Raw genomic sequence first — 18,892 nt, forward strand, 5'->3', positions numbered from 1 at the left:
ATTCCGCCTATGAAACAAACTCCAGGCTCCGCCTGATGAAGTTGGTGAGGTCAGGCCCGGTGAGCATGTTTTGCGAAAGCAAGGCCAGGTCGAACGCCTGCTTGGCCAGTTTCAGTTTCTCCTCTTCCGTGCCGGCTTTTACAATGCGTTGTATCAGCGCGTGGTTGCCGTTAACGGCTACGCTGTACGCATCGGGCATGGCGCCCATAAACGGATAACCACCACCGCCCACTTTGGCCATGTCTTTCATCCTGCGCATGAACTCGCTCATGGTTATCACCACCGGAAACTCATCGGGCGACATGGGCTCAACCGCCACCGTCATGCTTTTGTTGTTGATGGCCTTTTCAAAAACGGATTTCAGTTGTTCCTGTTCGTCCTTGCTCAGCACGCTTTCCATTTTCTCATCTTTGTGGATGAGCTTGTCAATCGGGTCGCTGTCCACGCGCTTGATGTGCACTTTGTCGAGTTTCTGTTCCAGCGCGTTAATGAAGTGGCTGTCGAGTATGCCGTCCAGCACCAGCACATCGTAGGCTTTGTTTCTGGCAGCCTGGATGAAGCTGTCCTGCTTGCCGGCATCGGTGGTGTAGAGGTAAATAACTTGTTTGTTTTTGTCTTGCTGGGTTTCTTTTACTTTGTCTTTGTACTCATCCAGCGTAAAGCAGTTGCCTTCGGTGTTTTTAAGCAGGGTAAACTCTTTGGCGCGGTCGTAAAACTTTTCATCGCTGATGATGCCGTACTTCACGAAGATGTTGATGTCGTCCCACTTCTTTTCAAAATCAGCGCGGTCTTTCTTAAACATTTCCTGCAGCTTGTCGGCTACTTTTTTGGTAATGTGCTGGCTGATCTTCTTTACGTTCGAGTCGCTTTGCAGGTAGCTGCGCGAAACGTTCAGCGGGATGTCGGGCGAATCGAGCACGCCATGCAGCAGCATGAGGAAGTCGGGAACCACATCCTTTACCTCATCGGTAATGAACACCTGGCGCGAGTAGAGCTGGATTTTGTTTTTCTGAAGCTCAAAGTCATTTTTTACTTTCGGGAAGTACAGGATGCCGGTAAGGTTAAAAGGATAATCTACATTGAGGTGAATCCAGAAGAGCGGGTCCTCGCTGAACGGGTAGAGCTCCTTGTAAAACGTCAGGTAGTCTTCATCCTTTAAGTCGCTGGGCGATTTGGTCCACAGCGGCTGCGTGTTATTGATGATGCGGTCAACGGTAACGGTTTTGTATTTTTTCTTGCCGTCTTTGTCTTCACCGTCTTCAACGCTTTCTTCTTTGGTGCCGAACTTGATTTCAACCGGCAGGAATTTGCAGTACTTTTCCAAAATTCCTTTCAGGCGCCATTCATCCAGAAATTCTTCACTGTCTTTGTTGATGTGCAGAATCACATCGGTACCCCGTTGCTTTTTTACAGCCGGGGCCAGTTCAAATTCGGTAGAGCCATCGCACGCCCAGCGGGCAGCTTCTTTTTCAGCGGCTTTGTACGAACGCGAGATCAGTTCAACCTTATCGGCCACCATAAAGGCCGAGTAAAAACCGAGGCCGAATTTCCCGATGATGTCTTTCGCATCGGTTTTGTCTTTGAATTTTTCGATGAACTCAGTAGCGCCTGAAAAAGCTATCTGGTTGATGTATTTTTTGATTTCATCGGCTGTCATGCCGATGCCTTTATCGGAAACGGTGATGGTTTTCTTCTTCTTGTCAAAGCTTACTTCAATTTTCAGGTCGCCCAGTTCTTCGGAGTACTCGCCCAGCGAAGCCAGCTTTTTGAGTTTCTGGGTGGCATCCACCGCGTTGGATACCAGTTCACGCAAAAAGATTTCGTGATCGGAATAGAGAAATTTTTTGATAATGGGAAAGATGTTCTCGGTATTGATGGAGATGGTGCCTTTTTCCTGTACTTCTGCCATGACTGTCCGGTTTAAAAACAAAAAAATCCTGCAGGCGGCAGGATTCAAGTTTTATTCCAAAACACTTTTTATGACAGGTTGGCAGTTATCGAAGTCTATCAGAATCCCGTACCAGCCGTTCATCGCGCCTGATAAACCGGATGGCCAGCCAGTTGGCGATTACGGCCACAAAAATCATGTACAGTCCCCAGCCGTACTTAAAGTTACCCGGGTTTTGTTCGGTTACCTTGTTGGCAAACCACACCGCGCAAATCATCATGCCTGCAAGCAGCACCGAGTTCAGGGCACCCAGCTTTATCTGAAGCATCCGGTTGTCGTACCGCTTTATTTCCATTACTGTTACAGTTATTGAGGCAATGCCTATTACCGCTGTGATGGAGTACGGCATGTATAAAAAAGTATCACCATTCACATAATAAAAGGGGGTAAGCGCCCTAACAATGTTGTCGGTGCTCAGCCATATCGGCTGTACCAGCGATATGACCAGCGCTATCACGGTGATTACAAGAAATACGGTTTGGATTCTTTGCCACATAGGGGGGTTCGCGTAACTTGCCTCAAAACTACTAATTTATTTTCAGCAGGAAGCTGTTTGTAAATACGCCCATGAAACCCACCTTCATCGTTGATATTCTCCGAACTCCCATAGGCAAGTACGGGGGTGCATTGGCCTCTGTACGACCGGATGACCTGGCTGCCCATGTTATTAAAAAATTAATGGAGCGAAATCCTTCGGTTGATGGTAACCGGATTGAAGATGTTGTGTTTGGCGCAGCCAACCAAAGCGGTGAAGACAACCGCAATGTGGCGCGCATGGCCTTGTTGTTGGCCGGCCTTCCGAAAGAAGTGGGCGGTGTTACCGTTAACCGGTTGTGCGCCTCCGGCCTGCAGGCCATTATGGATGCTTCGCGTGCGGTGATGCTCGGTGAAGGTGACCTGTATGTAGCCGGTGGCGTTGAAAGCATGAGTCGTGCACCGTTTGTCATGGCTAAAGCACAGGAAGCGTATTCGCGCAAAGCCGAAGTGTATGACACCACCATGGGCTGGCGGTTTATTAATTCAAAACTTTCCAAATTGTATTACCCATACTCTATGGGGGAGACTGCGGAAAATGTTGCGGAGAAATGGAAGATAAGCCGGCAAGAGCAGGATCAGTTCGGACTGGCCTCCCAGGAAAAATACCAGCGTGCGCACGAGGCCGGAAAATTTAAAGATGAGTTGGTTACGGTGCCTGTTCAGCAAGGAAAAGAGATCATCGAATTCGCAAAAGATGAACACCCTCGGGCAACCACGCTTGAAAAGCTTGCTGCACTTAAACCCGCATTTAAGGAAGGCGGAACTGTTACGGCCGGCAATTCATCGGGCATTAACGATGGCGCTGCAGCCTGTTTGCTGGCTGGCGAAGATGCTATAAAGCGGATGAACCTGAAGCCCATGGCACGCGTAGTTTCGTTTGCGGTAGCAGGCGTTGACCCGGCTTACATGGGTGTGGGCCCGGTGCCGGCTGTGCAAAAAGCACTGAAGCGTGCAGGATTAAAAATTGCCGACATTGATTTAGTGGAGTTGAATGAGGCTTTTGCTTCGCAGTCGCTGGCCTGCATCCGCGATCTTCAACTTGATCCGCAGATCGTGAACGTTAACGGGGGCGCAATTGCCATAGGTCATCCGTTGGGGTGCAGCGGGGTGCGGATTAGCGCTACGTTGCTGCATGAAATGGTTAAACGTAACGCACGCTACGGTGTAGCAACCATGTGCATTGGTGTGGGACAGGGGGCGGCTGTGGTTTTTGAGAATATGAGAATTTGAGAAGATGAGGAGGTAAGGAGATAAGTAATTATCTAAATACCAAAGTATTGTTTATGGAAAAGACAAAAAGTTTTGAAGAATTGATTGTTTGGCAGAAAGCCCATCAGTTTGTATTGAGTGTTTATGAAGTGACTAAATTTTTTCCAAAAGAGGAGCAATTTGGTTTATCCAGTCAATTCAGACGGGCATCCGTTTCCATAGCCTCCAATATAGCAGAAGGTTATTCCAAGCGAGGCATTAAGGACAAGCTCCGGTTTTTCAATATTTCGCAAGGGTCAGCCTCGGAATGTCGGTATTACCTTAGGCTTACAAAGGACCTGAAGTTTGCCGATGTTACCCAACTCGAAATCGATTTGGAAGTAAACTTCTCAATGCTTACTCACGCGGAGCATCAAGAAATGTAAAACTTCTTAACTCCTAACCCCCGATCTCCTCAAATGCCCCGCTACTTCTTCGAAATAACCTACAACGGCTCAAACTATGCCGGCTGGCAAAGCCAGGCCAATGCGTTGGGCGTGCAAACTGTTGTGGAAAATGCGTTGACGAAACTATTCCGCACACCGGTTAAGATCATCGGGAGCGGAAGAACCGACACGGGTGTGCACTGCCTGCAGCAGTTTTTTCATGCCGATATAGAAAAGCCGTTTACGAAGGAAGATCTGATTCACCGGCTCAATTCATTTCTTCCGAACGACATTGCCATACGGTCTATTTGTAAAGTAAAGCCCGATGCCAGCGCGCGGTATGATGCCGTTGAGCGAACGTACGCGTATCATATTACTACCGTTAAGGATCCGCTGCTCATCGGGCTGGCGCTTCATTATTTTAAACCGCTTGATATGCAAACCATGAATCGGGCCGCTGCGTTACTATGCGGGGAACAGGATTTTACCTGTTTCAGCAAAGTGAAGACAGACGTAAATCATTTCATTTGTCACGTGAAGAAAGCCAGGTGGAGAAGACAAGGTGCACGGTTGGTTTTTACCATTACGGCCAACCGGTTTTTACGGGGCATGGTGCGGGCTATTGTAGGCACCCTGCTGGATGTTGGAACCGGTAAACTTTCGGTGAAATACGTTGAGCAGATTATTAAGAGTAAAGACCGCAGGAAGGCTGGCGCCAATGTTGATCCGCACGGCCTGTACCTGGTACATGTGAAATACCCCAAATCGATATTCTTATAAAAATGAACCCCACCTCTCCTTTGGTGAGGGGATGGGGGTGAGGTCTATGGAAAAGGAACAAGTAAGCAGCGGTAACATCATCGACTTTAAAGTACTCAGGCGCCTGATGGAGTTTGTGCGCCCGTACAAAGCGCGGTTTTATTTTCTGGTTTTCCTCACGTTGGCAATAGGTATTCTTTCGCCTTTGCGTCCACTGCTCATTCAACACACACTGGATAATGAGGTAGCCTCCGGTGATTACAACGGAATGGTGTGGATGATGCTTATACTTTTGCTCCTGCTGTTCGCCCAATCAGCCCTGCAATATGTACACACGTACCTTTCCGGTTGGATGGGCCAGCAGGTTATCCGCGACATCCGCACTAAACTGTACCAGCACCTGGTCAATCTGCGGCTGCGGTTTTTTGACAAAACACCTATCGGCCGGTTGGTTACCCGCACCATTTCGGATGTGGAGACCCTGGCTGATGTTTTTAGTGAAGGATTGGCGGCCATGGTAAGCGACCTGCTGCAGTTGATTTTCATTCTCGCTTTCATGTTTTACCAGGATTGGCGGCTGGCCCTGCTGAGCCTGGCCACCCTGCCCCTGTTGCTTATCTCTACGTATATCTTCAAAGAAAAAATCAAAGTGGCCTTTAACGATGTACGCAATGCAGTGGCCAACCTCAACACGTTTGTGCAGGAACATATCACCGGCATGAACATCGTACAGATCTTTGCCAGCGAAAAGCGCGAGTTCGAAAAATTCAAGGCTATTAATGAAGAGCACAAGCAGGCCAACCTGCGTTCGGTGCTGTATTACTCTATTTATTTTCCGGTGGCCGAAATCATCGCGGCTGCCGGCATCGGCTTACTGGTATGGTATGGTGCAAAGGGGGCCATCAATTTTGAAGAAACAGGTATTACCATTGGCAAACTCATAGCCTTTATCATGTATATCCAGATGTTCTTCCGGCCCATTCGCATGATAGCCGACCGGTACAACACCTTGCAGATGGGTATTGTGAGTTCCTCACGCATCATCAACTTGCTTGATAACACCGAACATGTGCAGGAAACCGGAACCCACAAACCCACCCATATTGAAGGCAAGGTGGAATTTGATCACGTTTGGTTTGCGTATACCGATGAGCAATATGTTATAAAGGATATCAGTTTTTCTGTAAAGCCGGGTGAGATGATTGCCCTGGTGGGCGCCACCGGTGCCGGTAAGTCCTCTATCATTAATTTATTAACCCGCTTTTATGAACTAAACAAAGGATCAATCCGGATTGACGGTACCGATATTCGTGATTTTGATTTAGGGAATCTCAGAAGAAACATCGGTGTGGTCTTGCAGGACGTTTTCCTTTTTTCCGACACTATTTTCAATAACATTACACTAGGTAATACTGACGTGACCGAAGACATGGTGTGGCACGCGGCCGACCTGGTGGGGGCCAGGAAGTTTATTGAGCGATTGCCGGGGCAATTCAATTACAATGTAATGGAGCGGGGCGCCACCTTATCGGTAGGACAACGCCAACTGATTTCATTTATTCGCGCAATGGTGTACGACCCGAAAATTCTGGTATTGGATGAGGCCACCTCTTCGGTTGACAGCGAAACAGAAGAGATGATACAACTTGCGATTGATAAGATGATGAAAGGGCGTACCTCTATCGTAATCGCTCACCGCCTTTCAACTATCCAACGAGCCGATAAAATTCTGGTGCTTGACCACGGCCACATCATTGAATCGGGCCGGCACGAGGAACTTCTTCAACACCAGGGCGCATACGCCCAACTGCATAAAATGCAGTACAAAGAGATTGCCTTATAGGGCCGTGGGGCGCTCCGGTTAAAGCATTATATTTGCCTTAATGCGCCTGAACCTCACAGTTTGTTTTGCCCTGCTTTTACTTACCCCGGCTGTTTTTGCCCAACAACCCAGGGTGCATCATGGCGGCCGTGTGGTACACCATCGCACCAACCATAATTATAACGTCATTAAAATTTCCCGCTCCAAAGCCAAAACGGTTTGCCCCATTTTTGAAGATACCGGCTACCCTTACCATGGACTGGGTATTAAACTCGGAGATCCTTTTGCTGTTTCGTATAAGTTCTATGCCAACAAACATTTCTCAATTGGTGCTGATGCAGGCACATCAGCCAGCGGTTTGTACAGCAAGTATTACCGTGAAATTTTTCCGGAGTACATCAATACCGATACCCTGAGCCCGACACAAAGTTTGGAGTACATGACACATAAGGTTAACTCCGACTGGGTAGCTGAAATAAGGGCGCTTTACCATATTAAGGCCGACCGGCTGAGCCGCGGGCTTCAGCTCTATGCCGGACTTGGTTGGGAGTTCAGAAAACTGAATATTTCATATGACTTTTTTGTTAATGACGGGCCGTTGGAAAATAAAATCGAACGAATAACGGTTAACCGAGCCACTTACGGCATTCAGGCCACCTTTGGCATCGAGTACTCTTACTTTAGTTTGCCCATTTCGGCTTTTATGGAATTGGACCTGTATAACGACCTGCTCAAAGATCCGGGTTACAGGCGTATTCAGGGCGGGGTGGGCCTCCGCTATGTGTTCTGAACGGTGTTTCCCTCGCTAACCTGCGCCTCATCGCCAAGAATTTGTTTTTCATACAGTTCGCGGTACACACCGTTGTTCTTTAAAAGTGTTTCGTGGGTGCCCTGCTCAACAATACGGCCATCAACCAGCACAATGATTTTAGTAGCCAGTTTGGCTGAAGAAACCCGGTGCGAAACAATAATGGTGGTACGGTCTTTCATAATCCGCTTCAGGCTGTTGAGAATATTGTTCTCTGTTTTTGTATCCACAGCCGAGAGGGCATCATCCAGAATGAGGATGCGTGGCTCATGAACAATGGCCCGCGCAATACTTACGCGCTGTTTCTGCCCGCCCGAAAGGGTAATGCCCCGCTCGCCCACTCGGGTGTCCAACCCTTGCGGAAACGCCAGAATATTGTGGTATACATCAGCATCTTTGGCGGCCTGAATAATTTGTTCTTCGCTAAGGTGTTTTGTTCCGCCAAAGGCAATGTTATTGCGGATGCTTTCGCTGAACAGGAATACATCCTGAGGAACGTAGCCAATCTGGCTTCGCAAACTGGTCAGGTCATAATCAGCAATCGGAATATCGTCAATTCTGATTTCACCTTCACGCACATCGTACAGGCGGGCGATAAGGTTGGAAACGGTGCTTTTACCCGAACCGGTGGTGCCGATAATGGCCAGTGACTCACCTGGGTTGATCACGAACGAAACATCAGTTAAAGCTTTTATGCCCGTGTCGGGGTAGGTAAAGCTAACATGGTCGAACTCAACTTTACCTTTTATCTCACGCTGCAGGTTTTTTGCCGAAACAATAGTAGGCTGTGTGTTTAAAAATTCGTTTATCCGTTTCTGGCTTGCTTCGGCCCGTTGCACCAGGCTGCTGGTGTAGCCCAATGATGTAACCGGCCAGGTAAGCAGGTTAACATAAATGATGAACTCGGCAATATGACCGAAGGATAAGTTCCCTTTGATGACTTCGGTACTGCCTGCATAAACCGTGAGGATAGTGCTTAGCCCGATAAGCCCCATGATAAGCGGAAAGAAGAGCGCCTGAACACGGGTAAGTCCGAGTGACTGCGTTTTATATTGATCGCTTGCTTTGGCGAAACGGGCTATTGATTCCGCTTCGCGATTGAACGATTTAAGCACCCGGATGCCGCTAAATGCCTCCTGCACAAAAGTGGATAACCGGGATTGGCTTTGCTGAATTCGCTCCGACCGCCTTTCAATGGTATTGTTCACCAGGTAAATACTGAGCGATAGCAGAGGTAATGGAAGGAGTGCATACCAAGTCAACTTAGCGCTGATGGTAAACATTACCGGAATTAGAATAAGAAACAGGGTAATAAGCTGCAGGCCATACATAATAGCGGGCCCCAGATACATCCGCACACGGCTCACATCTTCTGAAATACGATTCATCAAATCGCCTGTATTATTCCTTCGGTAGAAACTTAATGGCAGTGCCTGGTAGTGTGCGAAAATTTCATTCTTCAAATCGAACTCAATCAGGCGTGACATGACAATTAAGGTTTGCCTGACCAGGTATAGAAATAATCCGCGAAGCAGCGCCATCAATAATATGAGCCCGGCATATAGCAATATGCCCCGGGCAAAAATTCCGTAAAAATTTTCTTGCAGTGAAAGATTAGCAAAGGAGCGGTAGATACGGACGTTATCAATAACCAAATCGATAGCATGACGCACCAATTGTGCAGGAATAATCTGGAAGATGTTGGAAATAATTACGAACACAATACCCCACAGCAGGTAGTACTTGTATTTGAACAGGTATTTATTGAGGTATTTGAGTTCTTTCATTCAAAAAAATTTTGCCAATGCACCTAAAAACGAAAGAAACACGTTAAAGTTCATGCAACCGTTTGTTTTACATGGAAAAGCCGGTCAAAGCAAGTAATTTTGTGCCGTTCCGGGCGAACCAAAATTTAAAAGTACTATCAATCATCCCTAAAACAAATCCCGATGGAAGTAAAGGAACTGAAAAAAGCCGCTCAACCTGATTTATTCACTTCGCTCTCAACTCTTGGTCATGAACAGGTAGTGTTTTGCCATGACGAGGCCACCGGCTTGAAGGCCATTATCGGTATTCACAACACAACCCTTGGGCCGGCACTTGGCGGAACGCGCATGTGGAATTATTCAACCGAACAGGAAGCGCTTACCGATGTGCTGCGCCTGAGCCGGGGGATGACGTTCAAAGCGTCCATCAGCGGATTAAATCTCGGTGGTGGCAAGGCAGTAATCATTGGCGATGCGAAAACCATGAAGACCGAGGCGTTTTTGCGCAGGTTCGGCAAATTCGTAAACAGCCTGGGGGGTAAATACATAACAGCCGAAGATGTGAATATGAAAACGGCTGATATGGAGTACATTGCCATGGAAACCAAACATGTTACCGGCTTACCCGAATCCGCTGGCGGTGGAGGAGACCCTTCTCCGGTTACAGCTTATGGAACCTACCTGGGCATGAAGGCCAGCGTTAAAAAAGTGTTTGGTTCCGACAGTCTTTCCGGAAAAAAGGTGGCTGTTCAAGGTGTGGGTCAGGTAGGTATGCACCTGGTAGAATACCTTACCAAAGAAAATGCAGTCGTTTATATCACCGATATTTCGGAAGAGAAAGTAAAACAGGTGGCCACAAAATACGGAGCAACCGCTGTTTCACAGGATGCGATCTATGATTTGGATGTGGATATTTATGCGCCCTGTGCATTAGGGGCTACGCTCAATGACAACACCATTCCCCGGTTAAAATGCAGCATCATTGCCGGTGCCGCCAACAACCAGTTGAAAGATGAAGTGAAGCACGGGTATATGCTGATAGACCGCAGCATTACCTATGCGCCCGATTTTCTGATCAATGCCGGTGGCTTGATTAATGTGTATAATGAATTTCTGGGCAACTATAATCGTAATCGTGTTTTCGAACAAGCTGAACGAATTTACAGCACGTGCCTGAATATTTTTGATTTGGCTTCGAAAGAAAAAATAAACACCCAGGAAGCAGCCATTAAAATTGCCGAGAAACGGATTGAAGACGTAGGCCGGGTACGAATACCCCGGTAAGGTACCGCAAAAGCCCGCATACCAGCATGCGGGTTTTTTATTTTAACCGAATCAACCTGTATCTTTGGCCGTTCTTTGAAACCATGCTCAACCGCAGAAGCCTACGGATAAAAGTAATGCAGAATCTCTTTGCACTCCAGCAAAGCAAGGATGCCAACCTGCAGCTTTGTTACGACCGGATTGAAGAAGCCTTTACCCCCGACCTCAATTCAATGGAAGTGCAGGACAAGAAACTTCTTAATCAGCAAAAAATGCAGGCATTAAAAGTTTTTAAAAAGGCTTTTGAAAAAAAGGAAGATTTACCAGCTGATCTGGACGACAAAATCAAAAAAGCCGTAGCTGATTCACTTGATTTTTACATAAAAAATGAGCGTAAAGATTTTACTTACTTTAAAAAAAATCTGGTTACCGAAGTTGAGTGCATCTATGATCAGTACCTGGCCGTATTAAACCTGGCCGTTGCCCTGGCTGATGCAGCCGCAGACGACAAAAAGATCAACCACAAAAATTTTCTGAACAACGCCTGGATAACAGCCTTTCGTGAAAGCGAAGATCTGAAAGCCCGAAACTCAAAAGCAGCTAGCCAGTGGGCATCGCGCGCAAACCTGGTTAAACTTTGGCTTCGCGATGTGGTTAAACAGGATGCCGACTACATGGACTATCTGGATAAGAAAAATCCATCGGTTGACGAGCAGAAAAAACTAATCAACCATTTATTTAGAAAGGTCATCCTCGGTAAAACCGTGATTAACGAATTCTTTGAATCGGAAATATTACGGTGGGCTGAGGATCGGGATATTGTGAAAGGCATGGTAGAGAAAACAGTTAAATCATTCGACCCGCAATCGCAAAAACCACTTCATCTGCACGAACTTTCTCTAAACTGGGATGATGACCGGGAGTTCATCGAAAAACTGTTTACCGATTCGGCTAACCTGCCCGAAGCTCTTAAACAGCAGATAGCCAAAAACACCCGCAACTGGGAAGTGGACCGCCTGCCGCTTACCGACCGGATAATCCTTGAAATGGCCCTGGCCGAACTTACCGGCTTTCCAAGCATACCCGTTAAAGTAACCATTAACGAGTACATCGAACTGGCCAAAAACTACAGCACCCCCAAAAGCCGGCAGTTCGTTAACGGCATCCTGGATGTCATTTCAAAAGAGTTGAAATCGGCCGGAACACTGAAGAAGAGCGGCCGCGGCCTGATTGACAATAAGTAATCCGTTTTAAATGTGTAAACTTGTAGCCCCTTGGGTTACAATAAACCGTACAGTGGTATTTTTACGCGGTTTTCGAACCGATTTAGCCCCCACACGTTGTAATCGTGAGGTTTGTTTAGAAATTTGTACAATTATGAGTAAACGCGGAGGAAATACACTACTGGCCTTTCTGGCGGGCGCAGCAGCCGGGGCGATCATCGGCATTTTGTACGCGCCCGATAAGGGAATTAACACCCGGCAGAAATTGTCGTTCCAACTGGAAAAGTACAGAAACATGCTTCAAAATCTGGTTAACGACCTGATTGACGGTAAAGAAACACCGCTTACCAGCGAGGCCAAATCGCAAGGCCAGCGCGTGGTGGACGATGCCAAATTAAAAGCCGAAAAACTACTGGAAGATGTGGATGAACTTTTGGGGCAGATTAAAGGTAAAAAAGGAAAAGGTTAATAAACGTTATAGCGATATGAAAACACGATGGATAGTATTTGTTGCAATAGCCGGTGCGGCCGTGGCTTGTAAAGACAAAGACGCTGAGAAAAAGATAGCCGCGCTCGAAGCCAGGCTTTCGCAACTGGAGGGAGGCAAGAGTCAATCGCCTACCTTTACGCCAACTGAACAGGCGGCCCAGCCCGAACAAAAACCGGAAGGCCCGCTGCCGGTAATCACCTTCGAGAAAACCGAACACGACTTTGGTACCATTAACGAAGGACAAAAAGTAACCTATACGTACAAGTTTAAAAACACAGGCGAAGCCCCGCTCATCATCCAAAGCGCCCAGCCGTCATGCGGTTGTACCGTGCCGGAGTGGTCGAAAGATCCGATACCGGTAGGAGGCGAAGGCTTTGTGAAGGCCGAGTTTGACAGCAATGGCAAGCCCAACATTCAGAATAAAACCATTACGGTAACGGCCAACACCTGGCCTAAAACAACAACGCTTCGGTTTAAAGCCATGGTTACCCCCAAAGATCAGGCAACCGGTCCGAAGCAGTAATTTTTATTAATATCATCAGGTAAGCATCCCAGGCCCTGCAGGTTTGGGATGCTTGCTTTTATGGCCTAACTTTGCCAGCCTGAATTTTAACGATAATCCATGAACGCCATTATTCTTCAAGCAACGGCCCAGGGTAGTAACTACAGTTTCTACATTATGATGGGCCTGATGATCCTGATCTTTTATTTCTTTATGATCAGGCCGCAACAGAAAAAAGCAAAAGAGCAGAAAAAATTTATTGATGAGATTAAAAAGGGCGATTATGTGGTAACCATTGGCGGTGCCCATGGCCGGGTGGCTGAACTCGAAGGCGATACCTTTATCCTCGAAGTTGAAAAGGGCGGACGCATCCGGTTCAACAAGTCGGCCATTTCGCTGGAAGCCAGCCGTGCAGCCAACAAGAAGTAAAAACCCGGATGGGATTTGTAAACTCGATATTCAACCTGTTTCGATTCAACAAAAAAAACTGGAAGGCGATTTTATTGTGCGTTTTTGCCGCCACGGTATTTTGGTTCTTTAATGCACTCAATAAAAATTATTCGGCTAACATCGGGTTTCCTATCGTGTTCGATTATGATCACGGTAAGTACATTCCGGTAAAGGATCTCCCTGAAAAAATCCGACTCAATGTGAGTGGCAACGGATGGGACCTCTTTCGGAGAAGCTCCGGTCTTAAAGTTCCACCACTCGTAATCCCATTGGAGCGACCGGCCGAAGTGAAAAAAATAGTTGGATCCAGCTTACCACCGTTGTTCTCCACCCAGTTGGAGGGACTTCAGATTAACTATGTGTTAACCGACACCATTTACCTGGATATAAACCATAAATCCAAACGGATTATAAAACTGGCAGTTGATTCAGCCGATAAATTTATTCAACGAAATTACGGAATAGCCGGCCCCATTACAATTATTCCGGACTCGGTGCTGGTTGAAGGCCCTGAAAGCGCCATCAATGCCTTGCCTGCCACCTTGTCGTTGGTATTGCCCGATGAACGGATAAAGACTGATTTTGATGATCTTATAGAAGTTGATACCGGCACGGAATTTATTACGCGTACTCCGCCTGTTGTACGTGTAGCGTTTCGGGTTGAGAATATGGAGGAAGTAACGCATACCTGCCCGCTTAAGTTGATTCATGTGCCTGACCGGTTACGTGTGGCAGCAGAAGCCAGCCAGGTTAGTGTTACTTTTTTAACACCGGCATCGCTGGTAAAATTAATGCGTGCCGATTCGATGTATGCAGTAATTGACTTACAGTCAGTACCTCCGGGCCATCATAAAATTGCGCCACGCATTGCCGGCCTGCCTAAGTACAGCCGGGTAGTAAGGGTTGATACAGTTTCCGTATCCTATTAAGTAATTATGCCCCTGCAAATTGGTATAACAGGTGGAATCGGGTCGGGTAAAAGCCTTGTATGCCGGATCTTTAACTTGTTGGGTGTGCCCGTTTACGAGGCCGACAGCCGTGCGAAATCCGTAATGACCTCCGATGGAATACTCATCGCAGCCATTAAGAAAGAATTCGGAAGTTTGTCGTACCGGCAGGATGGCAGCTTAAACAATGAGTACCTGGCTCAAACCGTTTTTGGTAATGCCGACAGGTTATCCTTGTTGAACAGCCTGGTTCATCCTGCGGTTGGTGCCGATTATAGGAGGTGGGTTGAGCAACAACGAAACAGCCGATATGTTATCAAAGAAGCTGCGCTGTTGTTTGAGGCCGGTTCATACACCGCGCTGGACAAGGTTGTAGTGGTTTATGCGCCTGAAGAGGTAAGGATTAAACGCGTGCTTAAACGCGACCCGCACCGAAGCCGGCAGCAAATTTTAAATATTATCGCAAGCCAACTTAGCGATGAAGAGAAACGAAAACGTGCTGATTTTGTTATTGTGAATGACGAAACACAATTGGTTGTTCCGCAAGTGATAGCCTTGCATGAGCACTTTCAGAAGTTGAATGGATAGATTCCCTGTGAGTTAATGAAGAAGAAAATCCTTACTATAGTAATTGTACTGGCCATTATTTTTCTGGTGGCGCTTCCTAAACTGAATTTATTCAGCGAAAAAGAAAAAGTGCCCCAGGCAGGCGGCCCGTCCCAGGGTCCGGTGGCGCTTCAGGTGAATGCAGTTATACTTAAACCCGAAAAACTGGATAACAAGCTGGTTTTTACCGGTTCAGTCTTGCCGAATGAGTCGCTTGAATTGCGGGTTGAATCGTCAGGTAAAATATCAAAAATTTATTTTGAAGAGGGAAAGCCTGTAAAAAAAGGACAGTTGTTGCTTGAAATAAATGATGATGAACTCGTTGCTCAACTTCAAAAACAACGCTACAACCAAAAGTTAAATCAGGATAATGAATACCGGCAGCGCAAGCTGCTGGAGAAAGATGCCATTAGCCAGGAAGAGTACGACAACGCGTTAAACAGACTCAACACCACCATTGCCGATATTAAACTGCTCGAGGCCCAACTTGCCAAAACCCGCATCATTGCACCGTTTGATGGTGTTATCGGGTTACGGTTTGTGAGCGAAGGAGCTTATGTTAACTCCAACACCACGGTAGCTACATTATATAGCCTCACTCCGGCAAAAATTGATTTCAGCGTTCCGGGCCGGTACAGTACCCAGGTGCGCAGCGGGAAAAAAATAAGGTTTACCATCGAAAACGATCCACGTGTGCTGGAAGGCGAGGTGTATGCCGTTGAGCCACAAATTGATTTAAATACCCGTACGCTGAAAGTGCGGGCACTGGCCGATAACCCCGAGGGCCTGCTGTTGCCGGGGCAGTTTGTTCGGGTTGAGTTGATTTTGGAAACGATTGATAACGCATTGCTGGTGCCGTCAGAAGCACTGGTGCCCGAAATGCAGGGACATAAAGTTTTTGTTGCTGCTTCGGGCAAGGCCAACGAATCAAAAGTTGAAATTGGTTTGCGAACTGATCGGTATGTAGAAATTGTTAACGGCCTGAGAGAAGGCGATACGTTGATTACTACCGGCATCCTGCAATTACGTCAGGGGCTTCCGGTACAGGTAAATTTAATCAACCAGTAGTGTAATAGCAGTGGCAAGTCTGTCAACCATAAGCATTAACCGCCCGGTGTTATCCATTGTGATGTCACTGGTTATCATCCTTTTCGGATTGATTGGGTTTTCTTACCTGGGTGTGCGCGAGTTTCCCAGCGTTGACCCGCCCGTAATATCCGTTTCAACAACGTATGTCGGGGCAAATGCCGATATCATCGAGTCGCAAATAACCGAGCCGCTCGAAGAAGCCATCAACGGCATTCAGGGTATTAAAATGATAACATCAACCAGCCGGGAGGGCAGAAGCAATATTTCGGTTGAGTTTGAACTGGGCATTGACCTGGAGGCTGCGGCAAACGATGTACGCAACAAGGTTTCAGGCGCATTAAACCGCCTGCCACCCGATGTGAACCCACCTGTGGTTGAAAAGGCCGATGCCGATTCAAGCCCGATTATGTTTTTAACAGTAATGAGTGACAAGCGCGACCCGCTGGAACTTTCGCGTATCACCGAAAATATTTTCAAAGAGCGGTTACAGACTATTCCGGGTATCAGCTCGGTTCAAATCTGGGGGCAGAAGCGTTACTCCATGCGGCTGTGGATGGATCCGATAAAACTGGCTTCGCTTAAGTTGGCCCCGTCTGATGTACTTCAGGCGGTGAACCGCGAAAACGTTGAACTTCCCTCAGGCCGCGTAGAGGGCCAGGCTACCGAATTAACCGTACGTACCATGGGGCGCCTCACAACGGTTGAAGATTTCGATAACCTTATTATTAAGGAAAGCGGAGACCAGGTTGTGCGCTTCCGCGATGTGGGCTATGCGCAACTTTACCCTGAAAATGAACGGACTATCTTGCGCAGAGACGGGGTACCCGGTGTGGCCCTGGCCGTAGTAGCCCAACCCGGTGCCAACAATATTGATATTGCACAACGGTTGTATAAAAAACTGGATGAAATCAAACGCGACTTACCGGGTGACATTACTTACCAGATGAGCTATGACTCAACCCAATACATACTTGCATCAATCGCTGAAGTACAGGAGACTATCCTTATTGCCTTCATTCTTGTGCTTTCCATTATCTTTATTTTCCTTCGCGACTGGCGCACCACGTTAATCCCTGTAGTTACCATTCCCATTTCGCTTATCGGTGCATTCTTTGTTATGTACCTGCTTGGGTTTACCATTAACGTGCTTACGTTGCTGGGTATCGTGCTGGCCATCGGATTGGTGGTTGACGATGCCATTGTGGTGCTTGAGAATATTTACACCAAAGTGGAGGAAGGTGAGGATCCGGTGAATGCCGCAAAACGGGGCTCCACGGAAATTTATTTTGCAGTAATTTCAACAACTGTAGCCGTGGTGGCCGTGTTTTTGCCGGTTATCTTTCTGCAAGGTTTAACCGGCCGGTTGTTCCGTGAATTCGGACTTGTGGTGGCGAGTGCTGTTGTTATCTCGTCCTTTGTTTCGCTTACACTTACGCCCATGATGAGCTCAAAACTGCTCAAAAAACGCGAAAAGCAAACATGGCTGTATGTGGTTACTGAACCCTTCTTTAACTGGCTTACCAACGGATACAGCAATGCACTGAAATCATTTATGAAATTCCGCTGGCTGGCCTTTGTCATCATCCTCATCGCGGGCGGGCTGATTTACTACTTCGGCATGATACTCCCCTCTGAACTGGCCCCGATGGAAGACCGCAGTGAATTCCGCCTTCAGGCACAAGCTCCCGAAGGCGCCACCTTTGAATACATGGATACCTATGTGCGTGAACTAACCAGCTTTGTTCAACAGGAAGTGCCCGAGTACCAGGGACTGGTGAGCGTTACGGCTCCAGGCTTTGGCGGCTCAGGTGTAAATTCCGGATTTGTGCGGGTAATCTTAAAAGATCCACAGGAACGTACCCGCACCCAGCAAGCCATTGTTGACGAAGTAACCAAAAAGGTGCGCAAATACAGTGGCGTGCGCACATTTGTAACCCAGGCCCAAACCATAGGCGACAGGCGCGGAGGATTTCCGGTGCAGTTTGTTATCCAGGCTGCTGAACTGGAAAAGCTAAAGGCCGTACTGCCCGAGTTTATGGCGAAAGCAAGCGCCAGCCCGAAGTTTGCTTTTGTTGACCTCGATTTGAAATTCAACAAGCCTGAGATCAACATCAACATTAACCGCGAAAAAGCCCGTAACCTTGGTGTAAACATTATTGATATAGCGCAAACGCTGCAATTAGGACTGAGCGGCTCACGCTTTGGTTATTTTATTATGGATGGCAAACAATACCAAATCATCGGCCAGGTTGAACGTGCCAACCGGGATGAGCCACTGGATTTAAAAACATTGTACGTAAAAAACAGGCGTGGAGAACTGGTGCAGTTGGATAACCTGGTTACCATGCAGGAGAGCAGCAACCCGCCCCAGTTATACCGGTTTAACCGATACTCTTCAGCCAAAGTTAGTGCACAGTTGGCCAATGGGGTGGCGTTGGGAGATGGTATTAAAGAAATGGAGCGCATTGCCGGTGAAGTGCTGGATGAGACCTATACCACAAGTTTGGATGGCGCTTCCCGGCAGTTTGTAGAAAGTTCATCAACTATATACCAGGCGTTTTTTATTGCGCTTGCAATTATTTACCTGGTATTGGCGGGGCAATTCGAAAGTTTTCGCGACCCGTTTATCATTATGTTTACTGTGCCGCTGGCGCTGGCGGGAGCTTTGTTATCGCTTTGGTATTTTAACCAAACACTCAACATTTTCAGTCAGATTGGAATCATCATGCTGATTGGGCTGGTTACCAAAAACGGTATTCTTATCGTTGAGTTCGCCAATCAGCGCAAGGAGCAAGGCATGAATCGGTTCGATGCGGTAATTGATGCGGCTGAATCGCGCTTTCGGCCCATCATCATGACAAGCCTGTCAACCATCCTTGGTATTTTGCCAATAGCCTTGGCCCTGGGTGCCGGTTCAGAAAGCCGGGTATCCATGGGCCTTGCGGTTATCGGTGGAATGTTGTTTGCAACCGTGCTCACCTTATTTATCATTCCGGCCATTTATTCCTACTTCAGCAGCAAACAAGGAAGAGTTTCAATTGCATGATC

General features: G+C 47.3%; 17 protein-coding genes. 14 read left to right on the top strand and 3 right to left on the bottom strand.

The annotated features are described in order from the left end of the window. Positions 1-7 precede the first annotated feature (7 nt). Together htpG and HRU69_05350 are read right to left on the bottom strand one after the other, a co-directional pair. Positions 8-1,909, bottom strand: coding sequence for a molecular chaperone HtpG (gene htpG / locus HRU69_05345; protein QOI96951.1), 1,902 nt, complete (start codon positions 1,907-1,909; stop codon positions 8-10). Between the two features lie 85 nt (positions 1,910-1,994). Further along, positions 1,995-2,444, bottom strand: coding sequence for a DUF4293 domain-containing protein (locus HRU69_05350; protein ID QOI96952.1), 450 nt, complete (start codon positions 2,442-2,444; stop codon positions 1,995-1,997). Positions 2,445-2,515: 71 nt separating this feature from the next. Between HRU69_05350 and HRU69_05355 the strand changes: the two genes are divergently transcribed. The 5 genes from HRU69_05355 to HRU69_05375 are packed head-to-tail and all read left to right on the top strand — an operon-like array spanning position 2,516 to position 7,490. Continuing rightward, entirely contained in the window at positions 2,516-3,715 is a 1,200-nt protein-coding gene (locus HRU69_05355; protein QOI96953.1) for an acetyl-CoA C-acyltransferase, read from the top strand. Positions 3,716-3,768: 53 nt separating this feature from the next. Next, positions 3,769-4,119 carry a four helix bundle protein gene (locus HRU69_05360; protein ID QOI96954.1) on the top strand — a complete coding sequence of 117 codons (351 nt, stop codon included), beginning with the start codon at positions 3,769-3,771 and terminating at the stop codon, positions 4,117-4,119. 33 nt (positions 4,120-4,152) lie between these two features. Beyond that, positions 4,153-4,899, top strand: a complete 747-nt coding sequence (gene truA / locus HRU69_05365; protein ID QOI96955.1) for a tRNA pseudouridine(38-40) synthase TruA — start codon at positions 4,153-4,155, stop codon at positions 4,897-4,899. Between the two features lie 46 nt (positions 4,900-4,945). Then, the gene (locus HRU69_05370) at positions 4,946-6,721 is read left to right on the top strand and encodes an ABC transporter ATP-binding protein (GenBank protein ID QOI96956.1); all 1,776 of its coding nucleotides are present in this window, start codon (positions 4,946-4,948) and stop codon (positions 6,719-6,721) included. Between the two features lie 40 nt (positions 6,722-6,761). Beyond that, positions 6,762-7,490: a hypothetical protein gene (locus tag HRU69_05375; protein QOI96957.1), complete on the top strand. Its 729-nt coding sequence runs from the start codon at positions 6,762-6,764 to the stop codon at positions 7,488-7,490. On the opposite strand, the gene HRU69_05380 is transcribed toward HRU69_05375, so the two are convergent. Next, positions 7,478-9,295 (bottom strand): ABC transporter ATP-binding protein, encoded by a 1,818-nt coding sequence (locus HRU69_05380; protein QOI96958.1) that lies wholly within the window; start codon positions 9,293-9,295, stop codon positions 7,478-7,480. The genes HRU69_05375 and HRU69_05380 overlap by 13 nt on opposite strands. Before the next feature lie 162 nt (positions 9,296-9,457). On the opposite strand from HRU69_05380, the gene HRU69_05385 reads away from it, so the two are divergent. The 9 genes from HRU69_05385 to HRU69_05425 all read left to right on the top strand — a co-directional run bounded on the left by HRU69_05385 (position 9,458) and on the right by HRU69_05425 (position 18,890). Further along, the gene (locus HRU69_05385) at positions 9,458-10,558 is read left to right on the top strand and encodes a Glu/Leu/Phe/Val dehydrogenase (GenBank protein ID QOI96959.1); all 1,101 of its coding nucleotides are present in this window, start codon (positions 9,458-9,460) and stop codon (positions 10,556-10,558) included. A 26-nt stretch (positions 10,559-10,584) separates the two neighbouring features. Then, the gene (gene nusB, locus HRU69_05390; protein ID QOI96960.1) at positions 10,585-11,781 is read left to right on the top strand and encodes a transcription antitermination factor NusB; all 1,197 of its coding nucleotides are present in this window, start codon (positions 10,585-10,587) and stop codon (positions 11,779-11,781) included. Between the two features lie 133 nt (positions 11,782-11,914). Continuing rightward, positions 11,915-12,229 carry a YtxH domain-containing protein gene (locus HRU69_05395; protein ID QOI96961.1) on the top strand — a complete coding sequence of 105 codons (315 nt, stop codon included), beginning with the start codon at positions 11,915-11,917 and terminating at the stop codon, positions 12,227-12,229. A gap of 16 nt (positions 12,230-12,245) precedes the next feature. Beyond that, positions 12,246-12,773, top strand: a complete 528-nt coding sequence (locus tag HRU69_05400; protein ID QOI96962.1) for a DUF1573 domain-containing protein — start codon at positions 12,246-12,248, stop codon at positions 12,771-12,773. 99 nt (positions 12,774-12,872) lie between these two features. Continuing rightward, a complete protein-coding gene (yajC, locus tag HRU69_05405; GenBank protein QOI96963.1) occupies positions 12,873-13,181 on the top strand; it encodes a preprotein translocase subunit YajC in 309 nt (102 codons plus the stop codon). 8 nt (positions 13,182-13,189) lie between these two features. Then, a complete protein-coding gene (locus tag HRU69_05410) occupies positions 13,190-14,131 on the top strand; it encodes a hypothetical protein (GenBank protein QOI96964.1) in 942 nt (313 codons plus the stop codon). A 6-nt stretch (positions 14,132-14,137) separates the two neighbouring features. After that, complete coding sequence (locus tag HRU69_05415) at positions 14,138-14,737, top strand: dephospho-CoA kinase (protein QOI96965.1); 600 nt, start codon at positions 14,138-14,140, stop codon at positions 14,735-14,737. Between the two features lie 15 nt (positions 14,738-14,752). Beyond that, entirely contained in the window at positions 14,753-15,823 is a 1,071-nt protein-coding gene (locus HRU69_05420; protein QOI96966.1) for an efflux RND transporter periplasmic adaptor subunit, read from the top strand. Between the two features lie 10 nt (positions 15,824-15,833). Continuing rightward, complete coding sequence (locus HRU69_05425; protein QOI96967.1) at positions 15,834-18,890, top strand: efflux RND transporter permease subunit; 3,057 nt, start codon at positions 15,834-15,836, stop codon at positions 18,888-18,890. The last annotated feature ends 2 nt before the right edge of the window (positions 18,891-18,892 follow it).

It is taken from the genome of Flammeovirgaceae bacterium, assembly GCA_015180985.1.
Lineage (GTDB): Bacteria > Bacteroidota > Bacteroidia > Cytophagales > Cyclobacteriaceae > UBA2336.

Bases quoted from the DNA above. Each gene is read 5' to 3' on its own strand.
- HRU69_05385 (QOI96959.1), top strand. From the start codon at position 9,458: ATGGAAGTAAAGGAACTGAAAAAAGCCGCTCAACCTGATTTATTCACT.
- HRU69_05410 (QOI96964.1), top strand. From the start codon at position 13,190: ATGGGATTTGTAAACTCGATATTCAACCTGTTTCGATTCAACAAAAAA.
- HRU69_05380 (QOI96958.1), bottom strand. From the start codon at position 9,295: ATGAAAGAACTCAAATACCTCAATAAATACCTGTTCAAATACAAGTAC.
- HRU69_05395 (QOI96961.1), top strand. From the start codon at position 11,915: ATGAGTAAACGCGGAGGAAATACACTACTGGCCTTTCTGGCGGGCGCA.
- HRU69_05370 (QOI96956.1), top strand. From the start codon at position 4,946: ATGGAAAAGGAACAAGTAAGCAGCGGTAACATCATCGACTTTAAAGTA.
- HRU69_05350 (QOI96952.1), bottom strand. From the start codon at position 2,444: ATGTGGCAAAGAATCCAAACCGTATTTCTTGTAATCACCGTGATAGCG.
- HRU69_05415 (QOI96965.1), top strand. From the start codon at position 14,138: ATGCCCCTGCAAATTGGTATAACAGGTGGAATCGGGTCGGGTAAAAGC.
- htpG (QOI96951.1), bottom strand. From the start codon at position 1,909: ATGGCAGAAGTACAGGAAAAAGGCACCATCTCCATCAATACCGAGAAC.
- HRU69_05400 (QOI96962.1), top strand. From the start codon at position 12,246: ATGAAAACACGATGGATAGTATTTGTTGCAATAGCCGGTGCGGCCGTG.
- HRU69_05355 (QOI96953.1), top strand. From the start codon at position 2,516: ATGAAACCCACCTTCATCGTTGATATTCTCCGAACTCCCATAGGCAAG.
- nusB (QOI96960.1), top strand. From the start codon at position 10,585: ATGCGGGTTTTTTATTTTAACCGAATCAACCTGTATCTTTGGCCGTTC.
- truA (QOI96955.1), top strand. From the start codon at position 4,153: ATGCCCCGCTACTTCTTCGAAATAACCTACAACGGCTCAAACTATGCC.
- HRU69_05420 (QOI96966.1), top strand. From the start codon at position 14,753: ATGAAGAAGAAAATCCTTACTATAGTAATTGTACTGGCCATTATTTTT.
- HRU69_05360 (QOI96954.1), top strand. From the start codon at position 3,769: ATGGAAAAGACAAAAAGTTTTGAAGAATTGATTGTTTGGCAGAAAGCC.
- yajC (QOI96963.1), top strand. From the start codon at position 12,873: ATGAACGCCATTATTCTTCAAGCAACGGCCCAGGGTAGTAACTACAGT.
- HRU69_05375 (QOI96957.1), top strand. From the start codon at position 6,762: ATGCGCCTGAACCTCACAGTTTGTTTTGCCCTGCTTTTACTTACCCCG.